The following is a 21,549-nucleotide window of genomic DNA, read 5'->3' as shown; positions in this document are numbered from 1 at the left end:
TGATTTCTATTTTTTCAAAAAAAACGAACCAGCTTGACTGATTCGTTTTCTTATGTTCCGCTCCTACTTCCGATACATTTTAAACTGTAGGAAGAGGTCACTATATTTTCCTGTCCATTTATGGTCAAATTTCTCATAAACTTCTAGGTGTTTCATGGTTTCATCATCTGGATAGAAGGCCTTGTCTTCTTTTTTCTCCTCTGGGAGCAGTTCCTTAGCTGGTAGGTTTGGTGTTGAATAGCCAACATACTCCGCATTCTTGAGAGCATTTTCGGGTTTCAACATAAAATTGATAAAAGCATAGGCGGCATCTTGGTTTTTGACTGTTTTGGGAATGACCATATTGTCAAACCAAAGGTTGCTGGCTTCTGTCGGTACCACATAGCGTAGGTTTTCATTTTTTTCTAGCATTTGGCTGGCTTCACCAGAGAAGGTCACGCCGATAGCAGCATTGTTCTGAATCATGTAGCCCTTCATCTCGTCGGCAACGATAGCCTTGATATTTGGAGTCAGTTTATAGAGCTTATCCACTGTCTCTTCCAACTGCTGGGTATCCTTGGAGTTGAGGCTGTAGCCTAGGGAGTTGAGCCCCAATCCCAGCACCTCACGCGCCCCATCAAAGAGCATGATAGAGTTCTTATACTCTGGTTTCCAGAGGTCGTCCCAATGCTCAGGCGCTTCATCTACCATAGTTTCATTGTAGACAATTCCCAAGGTTCCCCAGAAGTAAGGGATGGAGAATTTATTGCCTGGGTCAAAGGACTGGTTGAGGAACTCTGGTCCGATATTTTCAAGACCTTCAAGTTTTGAATAGTCAAGCGGTACCAAGAGATCTTCGTCCTTCATCTTGTTGATCATGTATTCACTTGGGATAGCAATATCATAAGTCGTTCCACCCTGCTTAATCTTGGTGTACATGGCTTCATTGGAGTCAAAAGTCTCGTACTGGACTTGGATTCCTGTTTCTTCTGTGAATTTCTCCAAGAGTTCAGGATCGATATAGTCCCCCCAGTTGTAGATTACCAGTTTTTGACTATCTCGACTATTGATTTTACTATCTAGATGCGTCGCAATTCCCCACAAGACCAGGATAATGGCTGCAATTCCTGCTAAAAATGAATAGAGTTTTTTCATGCTTGCTCCTCCTTCTCACGTGAGATAAAGTAATACCCAACAACCAGGATAATACTAAAGAGAAAGACAAGGGCAGACAGGGCATTGATTTCTAGCGAAATCCCCTTCCGAGCACGAGAGTAAATCTCGACTGATAGGGTTGAAAAGCCATTTCCCGTTACAAAGAAGGTCACAGCAAAGTCATCTAGAGAATAGGTGAAGGCCATGAAATAACCTGCAATGATAGACGGAGTCAGGTAAGGAAGCATGATTTCCTTGAACATCTGAAATTGACTGGCACCAAGGTCATAGGCCGCATGAATCATGTCACCGTTCATTTCCTTGAGTCGAGGCAAGACCATCAAGACCACGATAGGAATCGAGAAGGCCACATGACTAGATAGAACGGTCAAAAAGCCAAGTGAAAACTTGAGTTGGGTAAAGAGAATCAAGAAGCTGGCACCAATCATAACATCAGGCGCAACCATGAGGATATTATTGAGTGAAAGAAAGGCTTCTTGGTATTTCTTACGAGATTGGTAGATGTAAATGGCTCCAAAAGTCCCGATAATGGTCGCTATCAAGGCTGATAGAAAGGCCAAGAAAAAGGTCTGGGTCACAATTAACATAAGGCGACCATCGCCAAACATGGTTTTAAAATGGCTCAAGCTAAAGCCTGTAAAGCTGTTCATGTCGTTGCCTGCATTAAAGGCGTAGCCAATCAAGTAAAAAATCGGCAGGTAGAGGACAAGAAAGACCAGTCCCAGATAAAGGTTGGCAAATTTTTTCATCGTTCTCTCCTTTCCTTGGTCACCCACATGGTGATGAACATGGTCAGAATGAGAATCACACCGATGGTAGAACCCATACCGTAGTTGTCATTTGTCAGGAAGTTCTGCTCAATAGCCGTTCCCAGCGTAATAACACGGTTCCCACCAATCAAACGGGTCAGCATGAAGAGACTCAAACTTGGGATAAAGACAGACTGAACCCCACTTCGCACACCGTTCATCGATAGAGGGAAGATGACATGGCGGAAGGTCTCCCACTTGGTCGCACCCAGATCGTAGCTGGCATTGATGAGGTTATTATCCATATCGTCCAAGACATTGAAAATGGGCAAAATCATAAAGGGAAGCTCGATGTAGCTTGCGACAAAGATAAAGGAGAAATCGGTAAAGAGCAACTGTTGTGAACCGATTCCGATAAATTCCAAGAATTGGTTAATAGAGCCATTTTGACCAAAAATCCCGATAAAGGCATAAGCCTTAAGAAGAAGGTTGATCCAGGTAGGCAGGATAATCAGCATGAGCCAGAGTTGACGGTGCTTGAGACGAGTCAAAAAGAGGGCTGTTGGATAGCTGATAAGCAAGGTCACAAAGGTCACAATTCCTGCATAGAGTACAGAGTTGAAACTCATTTTTAGGTAGGTCAAGTTTTGTGACGCAAAGTAAGATTTATAGTTTTCTAAACTGAATTGTCCTTCGATATTGAAAAAGGATTGACCGAAAATCAAGACCAAGGGTGCCAGGACAAAGAGGGCAATCCAAAGCATGTAAGGCACTACAAAGAGTTTAGAGCTTGTTTTCTTCATCTCTTTCCTCCTCGATTGCATTGATCAGACCTGCTTCTTGCTCTTCGATTTCCACGTATTCTTCGATACGGGCATCGAACTCTTCTTCAGTTTCGTTGAGACGCATGATATGGATGTCTTCCGGTTCAAAGTCCAGACCGATTTCCTCACCCACAATTGCCTTACGAGTTGAGTGGATCATCCATTCATTTCCAAGTTCGTCATAGGCGATAATTTCATAGTGAACTCCACGGAAGAGCTGGGTATCTACCTTAACTTGGAGTTTGCCTTCTTCAGGAAGGGTAATCCGCAAGTCCTCTGGACGAATCACGACTTCAACAGGCTCATTTGGTTTCATCCCACCATCGACCGCTTCAAAGCGTTTGCCGTTAAACTCAACCAAGTAGTCCTCAATCATGGTTCCTGGCAAGATGTTTGACTCGCCGATAAAGGTGGCAACAAAGTGATTGATTGGCTCATCGTAGATATCTACTGGTGTTCCAGACTGGACAATCTCGCCATCATTCATGACAAAAATCCAGTCACTCATGGCCAGTGCTTCTTCCTGATCGTGAGTGACAAAGACAAAGGTAATGCCCAATCGTTGTTGCAGTTCACGCAGTTCGTACTGCATGTCTGTTCTTAATTTCAAGTCCAGCGCTGACAGAGGCTCGTCCAACAAGACCACACGGGGTTGGTTGATGATGGCACGGGCAATGGCCACACGCTGACGTTGTCCTCCAGAAAGTTTACGGATGGAACGTTTTTCATAACCTTCCAACTGAACCATCTTGAGAACTTCCGCTACGCGTTTCTCGATTTCTTTCTTGTCAATTTTACGCAAGCGGAGCGGAAAGGCAACATTTTCAAACACATTCATATGTGGAAACAAGGCATAGGATTGGAAGACCGTATGGACGTCACGCTTGTTGGTTGGGATATCATTGATACGGACACCATCCAGCAAAATATCTCCTGTCGTCGCATCCAGTAAACCTGCAATGATGTTTAGGATGGTTGATTTCCCTGACCCAGATGCGCCTAGAAGGGTATAGAATTTCCCTTCTTCCAACTCAAAGTTGATGTCTTTGAGAACCTTGGTGTTGCTGTCTTCAAAAACTTTAGAGACGTTTTTGAATTCAATAATTGGTTTTTTCAATTGTCATTTATTCCTTCTTTTTCATAGATTAACAGATCAGGTCTCTGTCAGGCCGCTACTACCTCGTGTAGGAGATTGAACTGCCTACATTCTTCTGCACTGACGATAGGCTTTCACCCCCTTTCCATGACATAGCAGCAGCTTTTTAGCTAAAGCTTCCTACTTGCTTTCACCTAAAATGCGGACTTCTCTCTCAAGTGTAATACCTGAGTGTTCCTTGACTTTTTCAATCACAGACTCAATCAAGTCCTCGTAGTCTTGGGCCGTTCCGTCAGCAACATTAATCATAAAACCTGCGTGTTTTTCTGATACTTCAACACCACCGACACGATAGCCTTTCAAGCCAGCTTCTGAAATTAATTGACCTGCAAAATGCCCTACTGGACGCTTAAAGACCGAACCACAAGATGGATATTCTAAAGGTTGCTTGAGTTCACGTAGATGCGTCAAGCGATCCATTTCTTGCTTGATAACCTGATGGTTTCCTGGAGCAAGGGCAAATTTAGCTGACAAGACAACTGCACCAGACTCTTGAATGGCTGAGTGACGGTAACCAAAAGCCAAGTCCTTGACAGACAGGGTCTCGATTTCTCCATCCTTGGTCAAGACCTTACAAGACTGCAAGATGTGGGCAATCTCGCCACCATAGGCACCGGCATTCATAAAGACAGCACCGCCAACGCTTCCTGGAATGCCACAAGCAAACTCAAAACCAGTCAAACTATGACGAAGCGCAATGCGAGTTGTTTCAATCAAGTTAGCACCAGCTTCAGCTTCAATGGTATAGCCATCAACGGAAACATTATTGAGCTTGTCACACAAGATGACAAATCCACGAATTCCACCATCACGAACGATGATGTTGCTGGCATTTCCAAGAACCATCCAAGGAATACTTTCTTGATTGGCAAATTTGACAACGCGAGCCAACTCAAAACGATTTCGTGGAAAGACCAAATAATCGGCCTCTCCACCTACTTTTGTATAACTATAAGCATGCAAGGGTTCCTTGAAACGGATATCAATCCCTTCTAAGATTTCAATCATTTTTTCTTTTACTGACATGACACTCTTCCTTTTACAAAATTCATTCCATTATACCATTTTTAAGACCATTTGACGACCCTAAAAAATCTTGGGCTTATTTTAAACAAAAAAGAGGTTTCCCCCTTTTTCTTATGATTTTTTGCAAAAGACTGCCTTTGTTCCATAGGCAAGCAGAACAAGTTCAAGTGCTAGGACCACTTCAACCAAGACTGGATTGGTCAACCAGCCAACTTGGGCAAGAGATGGTGCCAGGTCAAAGAAGGCATGTAGTCCATAGGCCGCTAGGAGATAAATCCATTTCTTCTGGCGAACAGCTTGGTAAACCCAAACAGTCAAGAGTAATTGGAAACCTAGGGCCAAGATTCGCTCAAAACCAAGCAAATAAATCTGCCAGACTGATAGCGACTGAATAGTTTTCAACATATTTTCAGACAGCAATTGCATGACCTGTGGATTCTGAGTTTGAACTGCTGAGAGAACGATGTAGAGATTAATCAAACTAGTAAGACCTAGGAAAATCAACTCCAAGCCACCATGCCCCAATCCATAAGCCAAGGCATCTGCCTTTTCCAAACTTCTCTTTTTCTCCAACCATTTGAAGAAAATAAGACGAGCAGTTTCCTCAAAAAATGCTGCCATGGCTAAACCATAGATGATATAGACAAGCGGATGGTCTTGCAAGAGGGCAATACTACCGTCTTTTTGAGGATGTAAAACGAAGATATGCACCAGTTTTTCCAAAATCTGTGAAGAGACAAAGAAGGCAACAGCCCCCAAGCCCAAGACAGCTAGATTAATCTGGTATTTCTTTTTGGCATACCAAATGCTCCCTATTAGAAAAGTCAGCAAAAACACAATGGTAATAATGATATGAATGGTCATTTTCTTCTCCTATTCTGCCTTTTCAATATCTTTTTTCATCTCATCAACATTGAACTTGGCAAACAAGTATTGGCGGTCTTGGACTGGGAAACGTTGGTCCAACTGGTCAACTGCTCCCACCTCGATAATGCCTTCCTTGATGACAAAGTCCATGACATGTCCACCGAAAGTCAAATCATCTGAGATGAAGTGCAGATGGTAGCCTGCCACACTGACTCCATGGAAAATCTCTGGCGTCCAGAAACCAACGATGGTTCCTGCTACATTGTCACGACTATATTCAGGTTGATGGGTTGCGACATCAGCAAACTTGGTATCTGGTGTCGACTTGGGAATCATGCGCACATGCATATGCGAAAATTCCCCACGAATCTTGATAGAGCGGAAAAGATTTTCCCCATCATAATAAGACTCGATTCGTTCTTCCAATTCCTTGTCTGTCATCTCAAACCGCTGGCGGAAAATGACCTCTGCCTGGTGCGGTACTATTGCTGCATAAGGAATAAGGGCATCTGGTGACACTTCTACAATTTCCGGTTGCTCTCCTGAGCCTTTGGCTTGATAAGCCTTGCCATCCAAAACAATCAATTCCCCATCAATGGAATCCAAGGTTCCCAAACCAAGGTCTCCATGCTCCAGCAATTCTCCTACTGTCATAGTACCACCATAAAGGCCGGCCATCAAGGCTCCAAGGGTATTGTATTGAAATAATTTCACTGGTTCCTGCACGTTCTTATCCATTCTCTTTCTTGACTGTTATACTCAATGAAAATCAAAAAGCAAACTAGGAAGCGAGCCACAGGTTGCTCAAAGCACTGCTTTGAGGTTGTAGATAAGACTGACGAAGTCAGTTACATATATCTACGGCAAGGCGAAGCTGACGTGGTTTGAAGAGATTTTCGAAGAGTATTATTCTATAAATGTTACTCCTAAGTATACCACATTTACCCCTAGATGTGAACGATAGAAACACTCTAGACATTGCCAAGAAGGAAAAAAAAAGGTACAATGTAACAAAATCAAGGGAGGTCTGGAATGAAGAAACAAAGCAAGTACCAAGAGGTTGTTTCCTATCTGAAAAACGGTATCGAGTCTGGACGTTTTCCAACGGGAAGTCGCCTGCCTTCTATCCGTCAACTGAGCCTTGACTTTCACTGTAGCAAGGATACCATTCAGAGAGCCCTTCTGGAATTACGGCACGAACAATACCTCTATGCCAAGCCCCAGAGTGGTTACTATGTCCTAGAACAAGGGCAACACCAGGATCTAGAAATCGAAGTCACTGACGAACATGCCAGTGCCTATGACGATTTCCGACTCTGTATCAATGAAACCTTGATTGGCCGGGAAAACTACCTCTTCAACTACTATGACAACCAAGAAGGATTAGAAGACTTAAGACAATCCATTCATAAACTCCTCTTTAACCAAGCTCTCTACTGCAAGGCTGATCAACTTGTACTGACTTCTGGAACCCAGCAAGCCTTGTTTATCCTTTCTCAAATATCCTTTCCTAGCCAAGTCAAGGAAATCTTGGTAGAACAGCCAACCTACCATCGGATGAATCGCCTCTTGATTGCTCAAGGTCTGGACTATCAAACGATCGAACGAGGCATTGATGGGATTGACTTGGAAGAACTGGAAGGCCACTTCAAGACAGGTAAAATTAAATTTTTCTATACCATTCCTCGATTTCACTATCCTCTGGGGCATTCCTATTCAGAGCAGGACAAACGGGCTATTCTTGACTTAGCTGCCAAGTATGGTGTCTATATCGTAGAGGACGACTATCTGGGTGATTTGGACTCCAAGAAGGGCCAGACCTTCCACTATCTAGATACAGAGGAGCGGGTCATTTACATCAAGTCCTTCTCAACCAGCCTCTTTCCAGCCCTGCGGATAACAGCACTCATCCTTCCAAATGCTATCAAAGAAGCCTTTGTGGCCTACAAAAATATCCTAGACTACGACAGCAACCTCATTATGCAAAAGGCACTGTCACTCTATATTGACAGTCAATTATTTGAGAAAAATCGGCTAGCTCGCTTATCCAATCAGGAAGATTACCAAAAACAAATCGAGGAAAGCTTAACTAAAACTCCTTGTCCCCTCCCTCACTTTCCCCTACACGATGGTTTATTACTAGACCTGAGACAGTATCCTAAAATTGCTAGTCTCAAACACAGCCAACTGGGCTTGGATTTCTTTGAAGAGGCTTACTTGGGTGCCTGTCCTTATCAATTTGCCAAGGTGTCCTTAGACAATCTGAAAAAGGTTTTAGACTATTTAAAAGCAGAATTGGACTGACTTCCAACTCTGCTTTTTTCTTATACTCTTCGAAAATCAAATTCAAACCACGTCAGCGTCGCCTTACCGTACTCAAGTACAGCTTGCGGCTAGCTTCCTAGTTTGCTCTTTGATTTTCATTGAGTATTATTCTTCAACTTCTGTTAAGGTTGCCGCTTTTTCAAGATATTTTTGGTAGGTACCGTCATCCTTGAGTTTTTGGATGACCTTGTCCACCACTTCTTTCAAATCAGCACTATTTTTTCTAAGGGCAACTGCATTAGCTTCGCCGTCCTTCATCTTCAAGCTGACCGTTGCGACAGCTAGGTCGGCATTTTTAGCAGCATAGCTAAGAGCAACAGGCTCATCCATGTGAACAGCATCTACTTTTCCAGCCTGTAATTCATTAACAGCTTCACCCATATTGGTTAGGGAAGTCAGCTGAGCTTTTGGCAATTGTTCCTTGACCATTGATTCTGGAACAGTTCCTTTTTGGGCTGCAATATTAGCACTTTCTAGGCTAGTCAAATCCTTGTATTTTTCTACATCAGACTTACGAACCAAGAAACTAATCTTGTTTTCATAGTAAGGGATTGAAAAATCAAAGACTTCTTTTCTCTCGTCAGTAGCGCTAATTCCCGCAACTGCTAGATCAGCCTTACCAGTTTGAAGACTGGTCAAGACATTGTCAAAACTCATGCTTGAAATTTCCAACTTCACCCCAAGTTCATCAGCGATAGCCTGTGCCATGTCAATATCCGCACCGACTACCTGGTTTTTCCCGTCAACTAAGGATTGGAATTCAAAGGGTGCATAGTCAGGACTAGTCGCCACAACTAATTTCCCCTTTTGCTTAATGGCCTCAACAGCTGACTGAGAACCATTAGAACCCGACTGGCAAGCTACTAAGAAGAAACTTGCAAGAAAACTACATAAAACAAATATCCATTTTTTTGATTTCATAAATAAACAACCTCTCTGTTAATTTTGTATAATTATAACGCTATCCAAGTTACTTGTCAAGTATTTTTCTTACATTTTCATAAAATATATTTACTAAAAAATAGAAATACAGTGGTTAGTTTATCTATCTATTGGGAACTTATTTTCAAAAAAATCATTTATCATATCTTGATGCTGCTGGTTTACAATTGCAATATTTTGTATGTCACTATGATCAAAAAATCCTAATTCTAAAGTTTCATCACTTGTAAAAAAATTTGTAGAGATAGAAGTTTCAGATGAAACTAAATACAAGATTGTAAGAACTTGAGCCTCATCACCATTCGGATAACTGTCTGAATATTTTGTATAAACATTTAAGAGTTTTTCCACCCTCACTTCGACTCCTGTTTCTTCATAAAACTCTCGCACTAAAGCTTCTAAAGCCGATTCTCCTAATTCAAGAGCACCACCTGGTAATCCCCACGTTCCTTTATCTGCTCGTTTTTGTAATAAAATTTTTCCTGATTGACTTAATATTCCACAGGTAAAATTTAAAATAATTTTATCTTTTCCAACTTTTTTTCTGATATTCTGTATGTAGTTCATTATTCACCTCTGACAAAGTAAACTATCTATACAATGAAAGCTTACTGTATTAAAAAGTAAGCTTTCACAATAATTTTATCCTTTGAATACTTTATAGTTCGACAATCTTACCTGTTTCAAAGTAAACAACCCATTCACAGATATTTTTGGCATAGTCTCCAATACGTTCCAAGAAGGCAATCACTTGGAAGTAATCACGACCTGTAACAATGGCATCAGGATTTTTTTTGATTTCTTCTGTAGCCAAGTCACGAATACTATCAAAGTAATGGTTGATTTTTTCATCCATTGCTGCTACTTCATAGGCCTGGTCTACTGAACCATTGAGATAGAGTTCAAGAGCTGCTTCAACGAAGTTCTTGACATCGCGACCCATTCTCTTGATTTCTTCTTCAACAGCTGGGATACGTTGCTCCCCCTTCATACGAATGGCTGCTCTTGCAATGGAAACAGCATGGTCCCCCATACGTTCCAAGTCTGATACAGCCTTCAAGACTGTTAGAACAGTACGCAAGTCCTGAGAAACCGGTTGTTGAAGGGCAATCATTTCAAATGATTTCTTCTCCAATTTCACTTCGTATTCGTTTACTTCTGCATCATCTTCGATAACTTCCTTGGCCAAATCACGGTCATGCGTAACAAAGGCACGCACGGTCCGATTGATTTGAGATAGCACTTCTTGTCCCATAGCATAGAACTGGTTGTGCAATTTCTCCAAATCTTCTTCAAATTGAGAACGTAACATCATTTATCTCCTTATCCAAATTTTCCTGAAATATAATCTTCTGTTTCCTTGTGTTGTGGGTTTAGGAACATCTTCTTGGTATCGTTAAACTCAATCAGATCTCCATCTAGGAAAAATCCTGTCTTGTCAGAAATACGAGAAGCTTGTTGCATGGAACGCGTAACCAAGAGCATGGTGTATTTATCTTTTAGACCATACAAGGTTTCCTCAATCTTACCAGCCGAGATAGGGTCCAAGGCTGAAGTCGGTTCATCCAAAAGAATGATTTTAGGACTGGTTGCCAAGACACGGGAAACACAGACACGTTGCTGTTGTCCGCCTGAAAGCCCGATAGCTGAATCATGCAGGCGATCCTTGACCTCATCCCAGATAGAAGCTCGTTGCAAGGCTTTTTCAACCGCCTCATCTAGAACCTGCTTGTCCTTCACTCCATTGATACGAAGCCCGTAAACAACATTTTCGTAGATAGACATAGGGAAGGGGTTTGGTTGTTGGAAAACCATACCAATTTCCTTGCGCAATTCAACTGTATCTGTACGTGGGCTGTAAATGTTGTGACCGTTGTATACCACTGAACCAGTTGTGGTTACCTCTGGATTAAGATCCCCCATGCGGTTGATAGCCTTTAGGAGGGTTGATTTCCCTGATCCAGATGGACCGATCAAGGCTGTAATTTCCTTGGGTTGGAAAGATAGGGAAACACTATTCAAGGCCTTCTTTTGATTGTAGTAAACGGACAGGTCTGACACCTGTAAAATCGCTTCTGTCATACTGTTTCCTTTCTATCCAAAGTGTCCTGTTACGTAGTCATTGGTTGACTGTAGTTTGGCATTTTGGAAAATATTAGAGGTCTTATCATACTCGATCAAGTCACCCAAGTAGAAAAATCCTGTGTAGTCACTAGCACGCGCAGCCTGCTGCATACTGTGGGTCACGATGATGATGGTGAAATCCTTCTTCAATTCCAGCATAGTTTCTTCCAGCTGGGCTGTCGCAATCGGATCCAAAGCTGACGCCGGTTCATCCATTAAGAGGATATCTGGTTTAACAGAGATAGCACGGGCGATACAGAGACGTTGCTGCTGACCACCTGATAAGGTCAAGGCTGACTTGTGCAAATCGTCTTTGACCTGGTCCCAAAGGGCAGCCTGACGAAGAGAAGTTTCCACAATTTCATCCAAAACTTGCTTGTCCTTAACTCCTGCACGTTCATGGGCAAAAGTGATATTGCGGTAGATAGACTTGGCAAAGGGATTTGGGCGTTGGAAGACCATTCCAATGTGCTTACGCATCTCATAGACATTGATTTCTGGACGGTTGACGTCAATCCCTTGGTAGAGAATTTGACCTGTTACCTTGGCAATATCAATCGTATCATTCATACGATTGAGACTGCGGAGATAGGTTGATTTTCCTGAACCAGAAGGGCCAATTAAGGCAGTAATTTTATTCTTTTCAAATTGCATATCGATGCCCTTGATGGATTCTTTTTTACCGTAGTAAACATGTAAATCCTTAGTAGAGAGGGCCACTTTCTCTTCAGGAAAGGTGATGATATGCTTTTCATCCCAATTATATTTTGACATGGCTTCTCCTTTAGGCAGCGGTTAATTTCTTATGTAGGTAGCTTCCGAGTTTGCGGGCTCCAAAGTTAAAGATGAGGATAAAGATGAGGAGCACGGCTGCAGAACCTGCTGATACAATGGTTCCATCTGGAATGGTTCCTTCACTATTGACTTTCCAAATATGGACAGCTAAGGTTTCTGCTTGACGGAAGATAGAGATTGGGCTGGTTACACTGAGAATATTCCAGTTAGACCAGTCTAGGGCTGGAGCGGATTGTCCTGCTGTATAGATGAGAGCAGCCGCCTCACCAAAGATACGGCCAGAGGCCAAGACAACCCCCGTTACAATACCTGGTAGGGCTTCTGGAATGACCACATGGACCACAGTCTCCCAACGAGAAATCCCAAGGGCCAGACCAGCCTCACGTTGCGTATGGTGAACGTGTTTCAAACTGTCCTCAACATTACGAGTCATCTGAGGCAGGTTAAAGACCGTCAAGGCCAAGGCACCTGAAATGATTGAAAATCCATACTCAAATTGAACTACAAAGATCAAGTAACCAAAGAGACCTACAACCACTGATGGCAGTGAAGACAAGATTTCAATACAGGTTCTGACAAAATTAGTCACAGGACCTTTTTTGGCATATTCAGCTAGGAAAATCCCAGCCCCCATAGACAAGGGAACAGAGATAATCAAGGTAATAACCAAAAGGAAGAAGGAATTATAAAGCTGAATTCCAATCCCTCCGCCTGCTTGGTAAGAAGAGGATTTGCCAGTCAAGAAAGACCAAGAGATGTGGGGCAAACCACGAACCAAGATATAAAGAATTAAGGATGCCAAGATGGCAACGATAATTCCTGCAATCGAGTAGAGGACAGCTGTTGCAATTTTATCTAATTTCTTAGCGTGCATAGTTTTTCTTTCCTCTTTCTTTCGTAATCAATTTAATCACACTGTTAAAGGCCAAACTCATCAAGAGCAAGACTAAGGCCAGTGACCAGAGAACGTTATTGTCAACAGTTCCCATAACGGTATTTCCGATACCCATGGTCAACACAGAGGTCAAGGTTGCTGCAGGTGTTGTCAATGAAGTTGGAACAACGGCTGAGTTTCCGACCACCATCTGAATGGCCAAAGCCTCACCAAAGGCACGTGCCATCCCAAAGACCACTGCTGTAAAAATCCCTGAACGCGCCGCCTTCAAGGTCACACGCCAAATGGTTTGCCAGCGAGTGGCCCCCATAGCCAAACTAGCTTCACGATAATGACGAGGCACCGCACGCAAGCTATCGGTTGTCATAAAGGTTACCGTTGGTAAAATCATGACAAAGAGAACGAAAATCCCTGACAAGATCCCAAAACCAGTTCCACCAAAGACACTGCGTACAAAGGGAACTACGACCTGCAAACCGATAAATCCATACACGACTGAAGGAATCCCGACCAGCAATTCAATAGCTGGTTGCAAGATTCTAGCACCTTTTGGTGAGACTTCGGTCATAAAGACTGCCGCACCAATGGCAAAAGGAGTTGCGATAAGAGCTGATAGGATTGTGACAATAAAGGAACCCAAAATCATGGGAAGGGCACCAAATTGTTTACCTGAAGGATTCCAAGTTTGGCCAAAGAGGAAATCAAAGATATTGACCCCATTGACAAAGAAGGTCGACAAACCTTTTTGGGCTACGAAAATCAAAATCATAGCCACAATGATGACAATCAAAGACAGACAGGCAAAGGTCAAGCCTTTCCCTAGTTTCTCTAGACGAGAGTTCTTTGAGGGAGAAAGTAATTTTTTAGCTAATTCTTCTTGATTCATTATTGACTCCCTTCTAGTGCTGTCACCGTTCCTACAGCATCTTTTTCAACCTTCATTTCCTTAACAGAAATATAGCCCATCCCCTTAACGATTCCGCTTTGCGCTTCATCAGAGAGGACAAAGTTGAGGAATTCTGCCACCAATTCGTTTGGCTGACCTAGGGTGTACATGTGTTCATAAGACCACAAAGGCCAGTTATTGCTTGTAACATTTTCTGCAATCGGCTCATAGCCGTTCAACTTCATGCGTTTAACCGAGTCATCCACATAGGCAAAGGCTAGGTAAGAAATGGCTCCTGGTGTCTGGGAAACAATGTTTTTAACCATCCCATTTGAATCCTGTTCTTGACTCTGCACAGCAGACTGACCATCCATGATAACACTATCAAAGGTTGCACGTGAACCCGAACTTGCCGCACGATTGATAATGGAAATGGCTAGGTCTTTCCCACCGACTTCTTTCCAGTTGGTCACTTGACCTGTGAAGATGCTACGGAGTTGTTCAGTTGTCAGATTTTCAACGTCAACTTCCTTATTTACAATGACTGCCAAGCCCGCTACAGCAACCTTATGGTCCACTAGAGCGGATGCGTTGATACCGTCTTTTCCTCGGCAAATACGTCTGAATTTCCTACATCAACGGCTCCAGACTGAACCTGAGACAGACCTGTACCAGATCCTCCACCTTGGACGTTGACTGTTTTTCCAACGTGCATAGAGCCAAATTCATCTGCTGCTGCTTCGACCAAGGGCTGAAGAGCCGTTGAGCCAACAGCTGTCATGGATTCTCCACGATCAATCCAGCTAGCACATCCCGCCAAAGAACCTGCTAGCAAAAGAGCCGCAAGGGATAGAGCGAGTTTTTTCCTTTTTTTCACTGTTTTTCTCCTTGAAAATAATGGTGAATGCTGTGAATTTTTTCAATTATTTATTTATGTTTTTCTTTTGAAAATTGAGAGCAAACTGAAGTTGATAGCTTAATTTTACTAGAAATTTGCTCAGTTGCCGTCTCCACCAATTTTGACTTAAAATGAAAGACAATTTGAAAAAAATCCATACTTCCACTATAACATAGACAAGCTACTTTGACTAGCATTTTCACTTGAATCTGAGACCTTTTGGAAAATAGTTTTTCAAAACATTTCCAGTCACCTTTCCAAAGCCCAAACCATTTCCTTGAACCAAAACTTGGTACCAACCATTTGGCAGACTTTCCGCCAGCTGAACGGTTTCTCCAGCCACATACTTTACAAATTCCTCTTGATCAATTTCAACCGACTGCTTGACCTGACTCGGTTTCAAGGCTAGACCAAGAGCAAAACTAGGCTCAAAGCGTTTCTTCTTAAAGGTCCCTAGATGCAGGCCATTCCTAGCAATCTTGAGCTTCCCTAAATCTGGTAAGAGTTCTGGCAAGAGATAGAGTTGGTCCCCAAAAGTCTGCAAGATTCCCCTTAGATTGATTTTCAAGTGTTTTTGTGCAAATTCCTGCCACAAAGTAACTTGTTCTCGGCTGAGATTGCTCTTACTTGTCTTACATTTAGGTGCTGGATTGTCACCTTTAAATTGCAAATAGGCTACAAATTGCCCCTCTCCCTTAAAATGATGTGGGTACATCCTAGCCGTTTCTGGCAGGTCAATACCAGCTACCATTCCATTGATATGCTCTACTGGCAACAAATCAAAATCATACTCCTCCAGTAGCCAATTGACAATCTCTTCGTTTTCCTCAGGTGCCCAGGTACAGGTTGAATAAACCAAACGACCACCTTCTGCTAGCATGGTTACTGCATCTGCCAGAATTTCTCTTTGCAAACTAGCACATTGACTTGGATAATCGAGACTCCAATAGTCCATAGCATCTGGTTGCTTACGAAACATCCCTTCACCAGAGCAGGGGGCATCAAGGACAATGAGGTCAAAATAGCCTTTAAAAACCTTGGCCAAGCGGTCAGCAGATTCATTGGTCACCACGACATTTGTCGCTCCAAAGCGCTCCATGTTTTCTACTAAAATCTTAGCCCGTTTGCTTGAAATTTCATTGGAAACAAGGAGACCCTCCCCTGCTAGATAGGCTGCCAGCTGAGTTGATTTTCCACCCGGTGCTGCAGCCAAATCCAAGACCTTCATCCCAGGACTGGGCTTGGCTACCTGAGCCACCATCTGGGCAGCGGGTTCTTGCGAATAGACCAAACCTGTAGCATGCTCAGGCGATTTCCCTGAAATCTTCCCATAGTGGCCCCAAGGGGTTTGAGGAATGGGATCAGAAAAGGAAACTGGCGCTTCTTTTAAAGGATTGACCCGAAAGGCCGAAACCGCTTCCTCCTCAAAAGAGGCAAGAAAATCTCTTGCCTCATCTCCTAGTATCTCTTCATATTTTTCAACAAATCCTTCTGGAAATTGCATTTAAGTTCTTTTCCTTTCGTAAATATAGGACTGAATTTCCTCCTGCATCTCAAGAGGTAGCATCATGACCGGTTGTCTGGTTTGAAAATCAGGAGCTTCGCCAAAAAGGGTCACAACCCGATAGCCCAGACTTTCCCCTAAAATACTAGCAGCAGCATAATCCCATGGTTGCAGATAAGTGATATAGGTCAACAAACGCCCTGACAAAATCTTGGCAAAACTAATGGCCGCACTCCCATAGACACGAACACCGAGGACCGCTCGACTCAAATCAGACAGCCCCCATTCGTTGGTTTCCAACATCCCACTATTCCCTGCAATAAGAAAATTTCCAAGGGGTTTTGCTTGAAAGGGAGCTAGAGGCCTATCATTTAGACAAACTGGAAACTTACCACCACCGTGATAACAATCCCCTTTGATCACATCATAAATGAGACCAAACTGACCTTGACCATTTTCAAAATAAGCCATCATGACAGCAAAATCTTCCTGCTGGGCTACAAAGTTATTGGTACCATCAATGGGATCGATAATCCACACCTTGCCCTCTTGAACCGAGGCTCGCAGACAACCTTCTTCAGCACAAATCTTATCCTCAGGATAACGAGACAAAATCTCACCAACCAATAGCTCCTGAACTTCCTTGTCCAGTCTGGTCACCAAGTCTGTTGGAGAGGACTTGGTCTCAACACGCAAGTCTTCCTGCATATGGTCAAGGATGTACTGGCCCGCCTTCTTAACAAGCTCTTTAGCAAATTCAAATTTACTTTCCAAGAGAAATCTTTCCTTCCCCTTTTTCCTTGGCAGTCTGAACTGCTCGATAAAGCGAATAGCCACTAACTGTTTCAAATTCTCTTCCCAAACGTTTCTCTTCGCTCTTACTTGGTACGACCGCCTTGAATCCCTTATAAGAGTCCAGTAACTTTTTAGCCTCTACCTTGCCTTCATAGGCAGCTTCAACATCATTAAAAAAAGAAAGCACTGAAGCAAGTTCTTCAGTGCTCCACGACAAATCTAGTGGGTAACTATACTGTTTGTTCATTAACTAATACCAGCTCTCATTCTTGCTTCTTTTAGTTCTTGCTTACGGTAACTACGAGGGAGAAAAGCACGAATCTCATCTTCATTAAAACCGATCTGCATACGTTTGGCATCGATAATAATTGGACGACGCAAAAGACTTGGATACTGCTCAATCAAATGAAGCAATTCTGATACCGAAATACTTTCTACATCAATATCTAATTTTTGAAAAATTTTTGAACGAGTTGAAATGATGTCATCAGTACCATTTTCGGTCAAGGAAAGGATGTGTTGCAATTCTTTTCTTGTTAAAGGACTGGTCATAATATTGTGTTCCTCAAAGGGAACCTTATGTTTTTCTAACCAGGCCTTTGCCTTACGACATGAAGTACAGCTCGGTGATAGAAATAGTGTAATCATGCTTTTCTCTTCTTATCTATACTTTGCTACTTCTATTATACAAAAAAATAAAGCGCTTGACTAGAGATTTTTAGAAAAAAAGCCTATTTTTTCAAGAAAAATAGACTGTTTGCGAACGATTAACTCTTTTTAGATTTGATTAATTCATTCTTGACAATAGTTTCGAATCACATACCTAATTGATTTATGCAAAATAAGAATATCTTTCGTTTCACTTCCTACGGCTTTTCAGGTATAGAAAACCAAAGAAGCTTTCATAGAGGGCAAAAAAGAGGAGGAAGGCATGTAGGAAGAAGGTCTCTGGTAAAATTAAAATAACTGGATCCTTGGCTGGGTCAAAAAGCCAGGTATCATCTCCCACAAAGAGAATTTGATGGAAAAGGGTAAAGAATTGGTCAAAACCAATCAAAACTCCCCCAAGCCCAATCATCACAGGTAAGACTACTAGAGCCAAAAGCCCTTTACTAAATAGAGATAAAAAGCCCTTTTTCACAATCCCTTTGACAAAGACATAGAAACTTGGCAGTGTCACTAGAGCTACTAGCTGAACTAGGTGAAAGAGGTTCTTGACCACCGCAAAATGGTGCAGACCAGCTGCTGACGAACGAAAATCTGGCATCTGCAAGACCTGACTAAAAGGATTGGTCAGGTAATCCATCAAGATATGAAAGTTATATTGAATGGTTTCTGGTTTTAGATAAACTCGATCCGTCAAGTTCAGCCACTCAATCTCCAAAGGATAAAAAATCCAAGCCAAATAAATGGTCAAAAGAATTGAGAAGGAGAGGAGAAAGAGCATAGAGCTCCAAAAGGTCAGTTTAGTTTTCATCAAAGTTCCACTCCGCAAGGCTAGAAACCACATGAGTCGGTGCGATTGGCAGGTCTGCCACTTCTTCTGCCTTGGTAAAACCTGTTGTCACCAAGAGAGTTGGAATGCCATTGTCAATCCCAGCTCGAATATCAGTCAAATAATTGTCCCCAACCATGATTAATTCTTCACGTTCCAAACCTAAGTGCTCAACCGCCTTGTCCATAATGATGGCATTTGGTTTCCCAATATAAACAGGCTTCACTCGTGTTGCCACTTCAAGAAGGGTAATCAGTGAACCAGCACCAGGCAAAAGACCGCGCTCTGTCGGGATGTTGAGGTCAGGATTGGTTCCGATAAAGTGGGCACCTTTTTGAATAGCTAGAGTTGCTATGGCAAATTTTTCATAGTCAACTTGCCAGTCCAGGCCTACTACCACATAGGCAGGATTATCCTTGTCTTCCACATAACCAGCCGCCTTGATGGCTTCCTTAAGCCCTGCTTCTCCGATGACATAGACGGTCTTTTCAAGCCCCAAGTCGTTCATATAGTCGATAGTCGCCAAAGTCGCTGTGTAGACAGTCGATAGGGGCGTATCGATATTAAAATTCTGAGCCAACATCTCCTGAACACTCTCTGGAGTGCGGGTTGTATTGTTAGTCACAAAGAGATAGGGGATGTCTCGCTTTTGCAATTCGTGGACAAAAGCCTCTCCTGCTGGAATTCGATCTTTCCCCTTATAAATGGTTCCGTCTAAATCAATTAAATAGCCTTTATACTTCATATTTTTCTCTAATCCTTCTTCATTTCTTGCCAAGTGATGATAGCTTGGGCATTGGTAGCCCCGTCGCTTGTAATCTCATGCTTGCTTTCCAGTCCAGTCCGTTCAACAGCCGATGTAATCACCCCACCTGGTCTAACTTCCTTGACATACTTGAGGTTGATTTTCTTGGGAATATATTGGGTCAAAAAATCCGCTCCCATAACCTCAAAAATCCAGTCCAGATACTTACTGTTATTAACATGACCATTCATATCCAAGTCGTAAAAACGAACATGGTAATCCTTGCTGAATGGTTCTTCCAAAGACTCATACTTTGGCCCACGGATAAGCTTTTTATCAAAATCAGACTGATACGGAGCCACAATCTCAGGTTCGACAGCATGGACTTTTCGACTGTCGCGGTCCATGAGAACAAAGGTCGCCATCATGTGGATGAGTTCCTGACCTGCTTCATCATAAATGTTAAAGCGACGGTAGCAAAAGAGCCGATTGTAGCTCAAAGCTTCCGTTTCGATGGTAATTTCTTCCGCAAAACGAGGCAAACGAACCACCTCAATATCGTATTCTGTGATAATCCAGACCAGATTATGCTCTTCCAAAATGGCCTTATCACTAACTCCTAACTCAATCGACTGCATCCCTGAAACTTGAAGGGATAGCAAAATCACATCTGGAAGCTTGATATGACCGTTCATATCAGCCATATCAAAAGGAATTTTCATTTTCATTCGATAAGTTAAGCCCATCATCTACTCCAAAATAAATCGTTCTGCTACGGTGTCTCCTAAAAAGAGACCTCTTTTTGTCATACGAACTCGGTCACCATCTATTTGCATGAGACCTTGTTGAACCAATTCTCTGACAATTTCTCCATAAAGTCCATCGAAAGACCGTCCAAATTTTTCCTCAAATCGCGCCATGGAAACCCCTGATTTCTTGCGGAGTCCCAAGAACATTTCTTCTTCCATTTGCTCTTTTTGACTCAGGTGCTCTTCTGTGATGCGAGCATTGCCTTCCTCAACTGCATTAAGATAATGACGAATGGGACCATGATTTTTATAGCGTACACCATTGACATAACCAGAGGCCCCAGCACCGATGCCATAGTATTCAGCATTGTCCCAGTACATGAGATTGTGGCGACTTTCAAAACCAGGCTTTGAGAAATTAGAAATCTCATAATGTTCAAAACCAGCTCGCTCCAGCTCTGCGATGATATACTCAAACATCTCAGCCTCAAGTTCCTCCTTAGGCAGAGGCAATTTCCCTCGTCGCATACGGTTCATAAAGACCGTATGATTTTCCAAAATCAAACTATACAAACTCATATGGGGAATATCCAGCCCAATGGCCTTAGCCACATTGTCCTTAACTTGCTCCATAGTCTGACCAGGCAGTGCATAAATCAAGTCAATAGAGATATTGTCAAAACCAGCCAGTTTCAGGCGGTCGATATTTTCATAAATGTCCTTCTCCAAATGACTGCGCCCAATCTTTTTCAGCATTTTGTTATCAAAAGTTTGCACACCTAGCGAAACACGATTGACAGCCGAGTTTTTCAAAACAGCTATCTTATCTGCATCCAAATCGCCTGGGTTGGCCTCAATGGTCAACTCTTCCAAGACTGACAAATCTAGATTTTTAGTCAAGCCATTTAAGAGCACCTCTAATTGCGGTGCTGACAAAGCCGTTGGCGTCCCACCACCGATGTAAAGGGTTCGTAACTTTTGAATGTCATAAGAACGAAACTCTTCCAGCAAATGCTCCAAATAACTATCTACCGGCTGATTCTTGATAAAAACTTTTGAAAAGTCACAGTAATAACAAATCTGGGTACAAAATGGGATGTGCACATAGGCTGACGTTGGTTTTTTCTGCATAGTAATTATTATACCACAAAGACAGGCTACGAGAAAAAAATCACCATCCCCAGATACATAGTCCGTCCAGAGATGGTGATGGTTTATTCTTCTGTTATGTCAATAACAATCTCTTCTGATTCATCAAGAGTTTCAGCCTTTTCTTGCCATTGCTCCTTGAGATTATTGAATCGATCTTTTGATGCTTCTGTCGCTTGACGAGCACATGATTTGGCTTGAGCAAGGACACTGTCCACAGTGATTTCACCTGACTCAACCTGTTCTTTGGTTTTAAGAACAAAATCTGTAGCCTGCTCCTTGACTTCTGTCAGTTTTCCACAGACCTGCTCCTTGGCATACTCAGGATCTTCTCTCAAATCATCTAGAAAATCTTGAGCCTGACTGCAAACTTGTTTGCCCTTGTCGCTTGTTAAAAACAAGGCGAGAGCTGCACCTGAAACGGTTCCTAAAAGGATTGAGGATAGTTTACCCATAAGAATTCTCCTTTT

The 21,549-nt window shown here is 42.5% G+C and carries 24 protein-coding genes and 1 pseudogene; 1 reads left to right on the top strand and 24 read right to left on the bottom strand.

The genetic code is table 11. The features are described 5' to 3' along the window. Positions 1-63: 63 nt before the first annotated feature. From M1G05_RS01275 to budA, 7 genes are all read right to left on the bottom strand, one after another. A complete protein-coding gene (locus M1G05_RS01275; protein WP_247952815.1) occupies positions 64-1,134 on the bottom strand; it encodes an ABC transporter substrate-binding protein in 1,071 nt (356 codons plus the stop codon). Next, positions 1,131-1,904 (bottom strand): ABC transporter permease, encoded by a 774-nt coding sequence (locus M1G05_RS01270; RefSeq protein WP_000712740.1) that lies wholly within the window; start codon positions 1,902-1,904, stop codon positions 1,131-1,133. Before M1G05_RS01270 ends, M1G05_RS01275 begins: the two co-directional genes overlap by 4 nt. After that, positions 1,901-2,707 (bottom strand): ABC transporter permease, encoded by an 807-nt coding sequence (locus M1G05_RS01265; protein WP_000753801.1) that lies wholly within the window; start codon positions 2,705-2,707, stop codon positions 1,901-1,903. Before M1G05_RS01265 ends, M1G05_RS01270 begins: the two co-directional genes overlap by 4 nt. Continuing rightward, positions 2,688-3,845: an ABC transporter ATP-binding protein gene (locus tag M1G05_RS01260; protein WP_000742895.1), complete on the bottom strand. Its 1,158-nt coding sequence runs from the start codon at positions 3,843-3,845 to the stop codon at positions 2,688-2,690. The genes M1G05_RS01265 and M1G05_RS01260 overlap by 20 nt, the downstream gene beginning before the upstream one ends. A 159-nt stretch (positions 3,846-4,004) precedes the next feature. Further along, entirely contained in the window at positions 4,005-4,910 is a 906-nt protein-coding gene (murB, locus tag M1G05_RS01255; protein WP_247952813.1) for a UDP-N-acetylmuramate dehydrogenase, read from the bottom strand. Positions 4,911-5,021: 111 nt separating this feature from the next. After that, positions 5,022-5,774 (bottom strand): YhfC family intramembrane metalloprotease, encoded by a 753-nt coding sequence (locus tag M1G05_RS01250; RefSeq protein WP_247952810.1) that lies wholly within the window; start codon positions 5,772-5,774, stop codon positions 5,022-5,024. Positions 5,775-5,783: 9 nt separating this feature from the next. Continuing rightward, positions 5,784-6,515 (bottom strand): acetolactate decarboxylase, encoded by a 732-nt coding sequence (gene budA / locus M1G05_RS01245; protein ID WP_247952803.1) that lies wholly within the window; start codon positions 6,513-6,515, stop codon positions 5,784-5,786. 294 nt (positions 6,516-6,809) lie between these two features. Between budA and M1G05_RS01240 the strand changes: the two genes are divergently transcribed. Then, positions 6,810-8,081, top strand: coding sequence for an aminotransferase-like domain-containing protein (locus M1G05_RS01240; protein WP_247952797.1), 1,272 nt, complete (start codon positions 6,810-6,812; stop codon positions 8,079-8,081). 126 nt (positions 8,082-8,207) lie between these two features. Here the strand turns inward: M1G05_RS01240 and M1G05_RS01235 are convergent, their stop codons facing one another. The 17 genes and pseudogenes from M1G05_RS01235 to M1G05_RS01155 all read right to left on the bottom strand — a co-directional run bounded on the left by M1G05_RS01235 (position 8,208) and on the right by M1G05_RS01155 (position 21,534). After that, positions 8,208-9,023 (bottom strand): ABC transporter substrate-binding protein, encoded by an 816-nt coding sequence (locus M1G05_RS01235; RefSeq protein WP_049541117.1) that lies wholly within the window; start codon positions 9,021-9,023, stop codon positions 8,208-8,210. A 120-nt stretch (positions 9,024-9,143) separates the two neighbouring features. After that, a complete protein-coding gene (locus M1G05_RS01230; RefSeq protein ID WP_001106783.1) occupies positions 9,144-9,611 on the bottom strand; it encodes an NUDIX hydrolase in 468 nt (155 codons plus the stop codon). A gap of 91 nt (positions 9,612-9,702) precedes the next feature. After that, positions 9,703-10,356 carry a phosphate signaling complex protein PhoU gene (phoU, locus tag M1G05_RS01225; protein WP_000946460.1) on the bottom strand — a complete coding sequence of 218 codons (654 nt, stop codon included), beginning with the start codon at positions 10,354-10,356 and terminating at the stop codon, positions 9,703-9,705. Positions 10,357-10,367: 11 nt separating this feature from the next. Then, a complete protein-coding gene (pstB, locus tag M1G05_RS01220; protein WP_247952795.1) occupies positions 10,368-11,126 on the bottom strand; it encodes a phosphate ABC transporter ATP-binding protein PstB in 759 nt (252 codons plus the stop codon). A 12-nt stretch (positions 11,127-11,138) separates the two neighbouring features. Continuing rightward, positions 11,139-11,942, bottom strand: coding sequence for a phosphate ABC transporter ATP-binding protein PstB (gene pstB, locus M1G05_RS01215; protein ID WP_020900241.1), 804 nt, complete (start codon positions 11,940-11,942; stop codon positions 11,139-11,141). 10 nt (positions 11,943-11,952) lie between these two features. Beyond that, the gene (pstA, locus tag M1G05_RS01210; protein ID WP_000543046.1) at positions 11,953-12,837 is read right to left on the bottom strand and encodes a phosphate ABC transporter permease PstA; all 885 of its coding nucleotides are present in this window, start codon (positions 12,835-12,837) and stop codon (positions 11,953-11,955) included. Next, on the bottom strand, positions 12,827-13,744 hold the full coding sequence (gene pstC / locus M1G05_RS01205; RefSeq protein WP_001070903.1) for a phosphate ABC transporter permease subunit PstC: 918 nt from the start codon (positions 13,742-13,744) through the stop codon (positions 12,827-12,829). The genes pstA and pstC overlap by 11 nt, the downstream gene beginning before the upstream one ends. After that, positions 13,744-14,621 (bottom strand): annotated as a pseudogene (locus M1G05_RS01200) (phosphate ABC transporter substrate-binding protein PstS family protein). The gene pstC and the pseudogene M1G05_RS01200 overlap by 1 nt, the downstream one beginning before the upstream one ends. A gap of 220 nt (positions 14,622-14,841) precedes the next feature. After that, the gene (locus tag M1G05_RS01195; protein WP_247952791.1) at positions 14,842-16,146 is read right to left on the bottom strand and encodes an RsmF rRNA methyltransferase first C-terminal domain-containing protein; all 1,305 of its coding nucleotides are present in this window, start codon (positions 16,144-16,146) and stop codon (positions 14,842-14,844) included. Beyond that, entirely contained in the window at positions 16,147-16,920 is a 774-nt protein-coding gene (locus M1G05_RS01190) for an inositol monophosphatase family protein (RefSeq protein ID WP_247952785.1), read from the bottom strand. It lies immediately after the preceding gene. Further along, entirely contained in the window at positions 16,910-17,188 is a 279-nt protein-coding gene (locus M1G05_RS01185; protein WP_001041977.1) for a UPF0223 family protein, read from the bottom strand. The genes M1G05_RS01190 and M1G05_RS01185 overlap by 11 nt, the downstream gene beginning before the upstream one ends. After that, the gene (locus M1G05_RS01180) at positions 17,188-17,589 is read right to left on the bottom strand and encodes a Spx/MgsR family RNA polymerase-binding regulatory protein (RefSeq protein ID WP_000631254.1); all 402 of its coding nucleotides are present in this window, start codon (positions 17,587-17,589) and stop codon (positions 17,188-17,190) included. The genes M1G05_RS01185 and M1G05_RS01180 overlap by 1 nt, the downstream gene beginning before the upstream one ends. 211 nt (positions 17,590-17,800) lie before the next feature. Beyond that, a complete protein-coding gene (locus tag M1G05_RS01175) occupies positions 17,801-18,418 on the bottom strand; it encodes a TIGR01906 family membrane protein (RefSeq protein WP_049502185.1) in 618 nt (205 codons plus the stop codon). After that, positions 18,408-19,181, bottom strand: a complete 774-nt coding sequence (locus M1G05_RS01170) for a TIGR01457 family HAD-type hydrolase (protein ID WP_023946294.1) — start codon at positions 19,179-19,181, stop codon at positions 18,408-18,410. The genes M1G05_RS01175 and M1G05_RS01170 overlap by 11 nt, the downstream gene beginning before the upstream one ends. Before the next feature lie 8 nt (positions 19,182-19,189). Then, complete coding sequence (locus M1G05_RS01165; protein WP_004238705.1) at positions 19,190-19,927, bottom strand: acyl-[acyl-carrier-protein] thioesterase; 738 nt, start codon at positions 19,925-19,927, stop codon at positions 19,190-19,192. A gap of 3 nt (positions 19,928-19,930) precedes the next feature. After that, positions 19,931-21,061 carry a radical SAM family heme chaperone HemW gene (gene hemW / locus M1G05_RS01160; RefSeq protein WP_023946292.1) on the bottom strand — a complete coding sequence of 377 codons (1,131 nt, stop codon included), beginning with the start codon at positions 21,059-21,061 and terminating at the stop codon, positions 19,931-19,933. Between the two features lie 83 nt (positions 21,062-21,144). Further along, complete coding sequence (locus M1G05_RS01155; protein ID WP_023946290.1) at positions 21,145-21,534, bottom strand: YtxH domain-containing protein; 390 nt, start codon at positions 21,532-21,534, stop codon at positions 21,145-21,147. Positions 21,535-21,549 lie beyond the last annotated feature (15 nt).

It is taken from the genome of Streptococcus mitis (assembly GCF_023109515.1).
Taxonomy (GTDB): Bacteria; Bacillota; Bacilli; order Lactobacillales; family Streptococcaceae; genus Streptococcus; species Streptococcus mitis_CS.
Note: the sequence above shows the minus strand (reverse complement) of the source record. Positions and strands in the feature narration are given on the sequence as shown.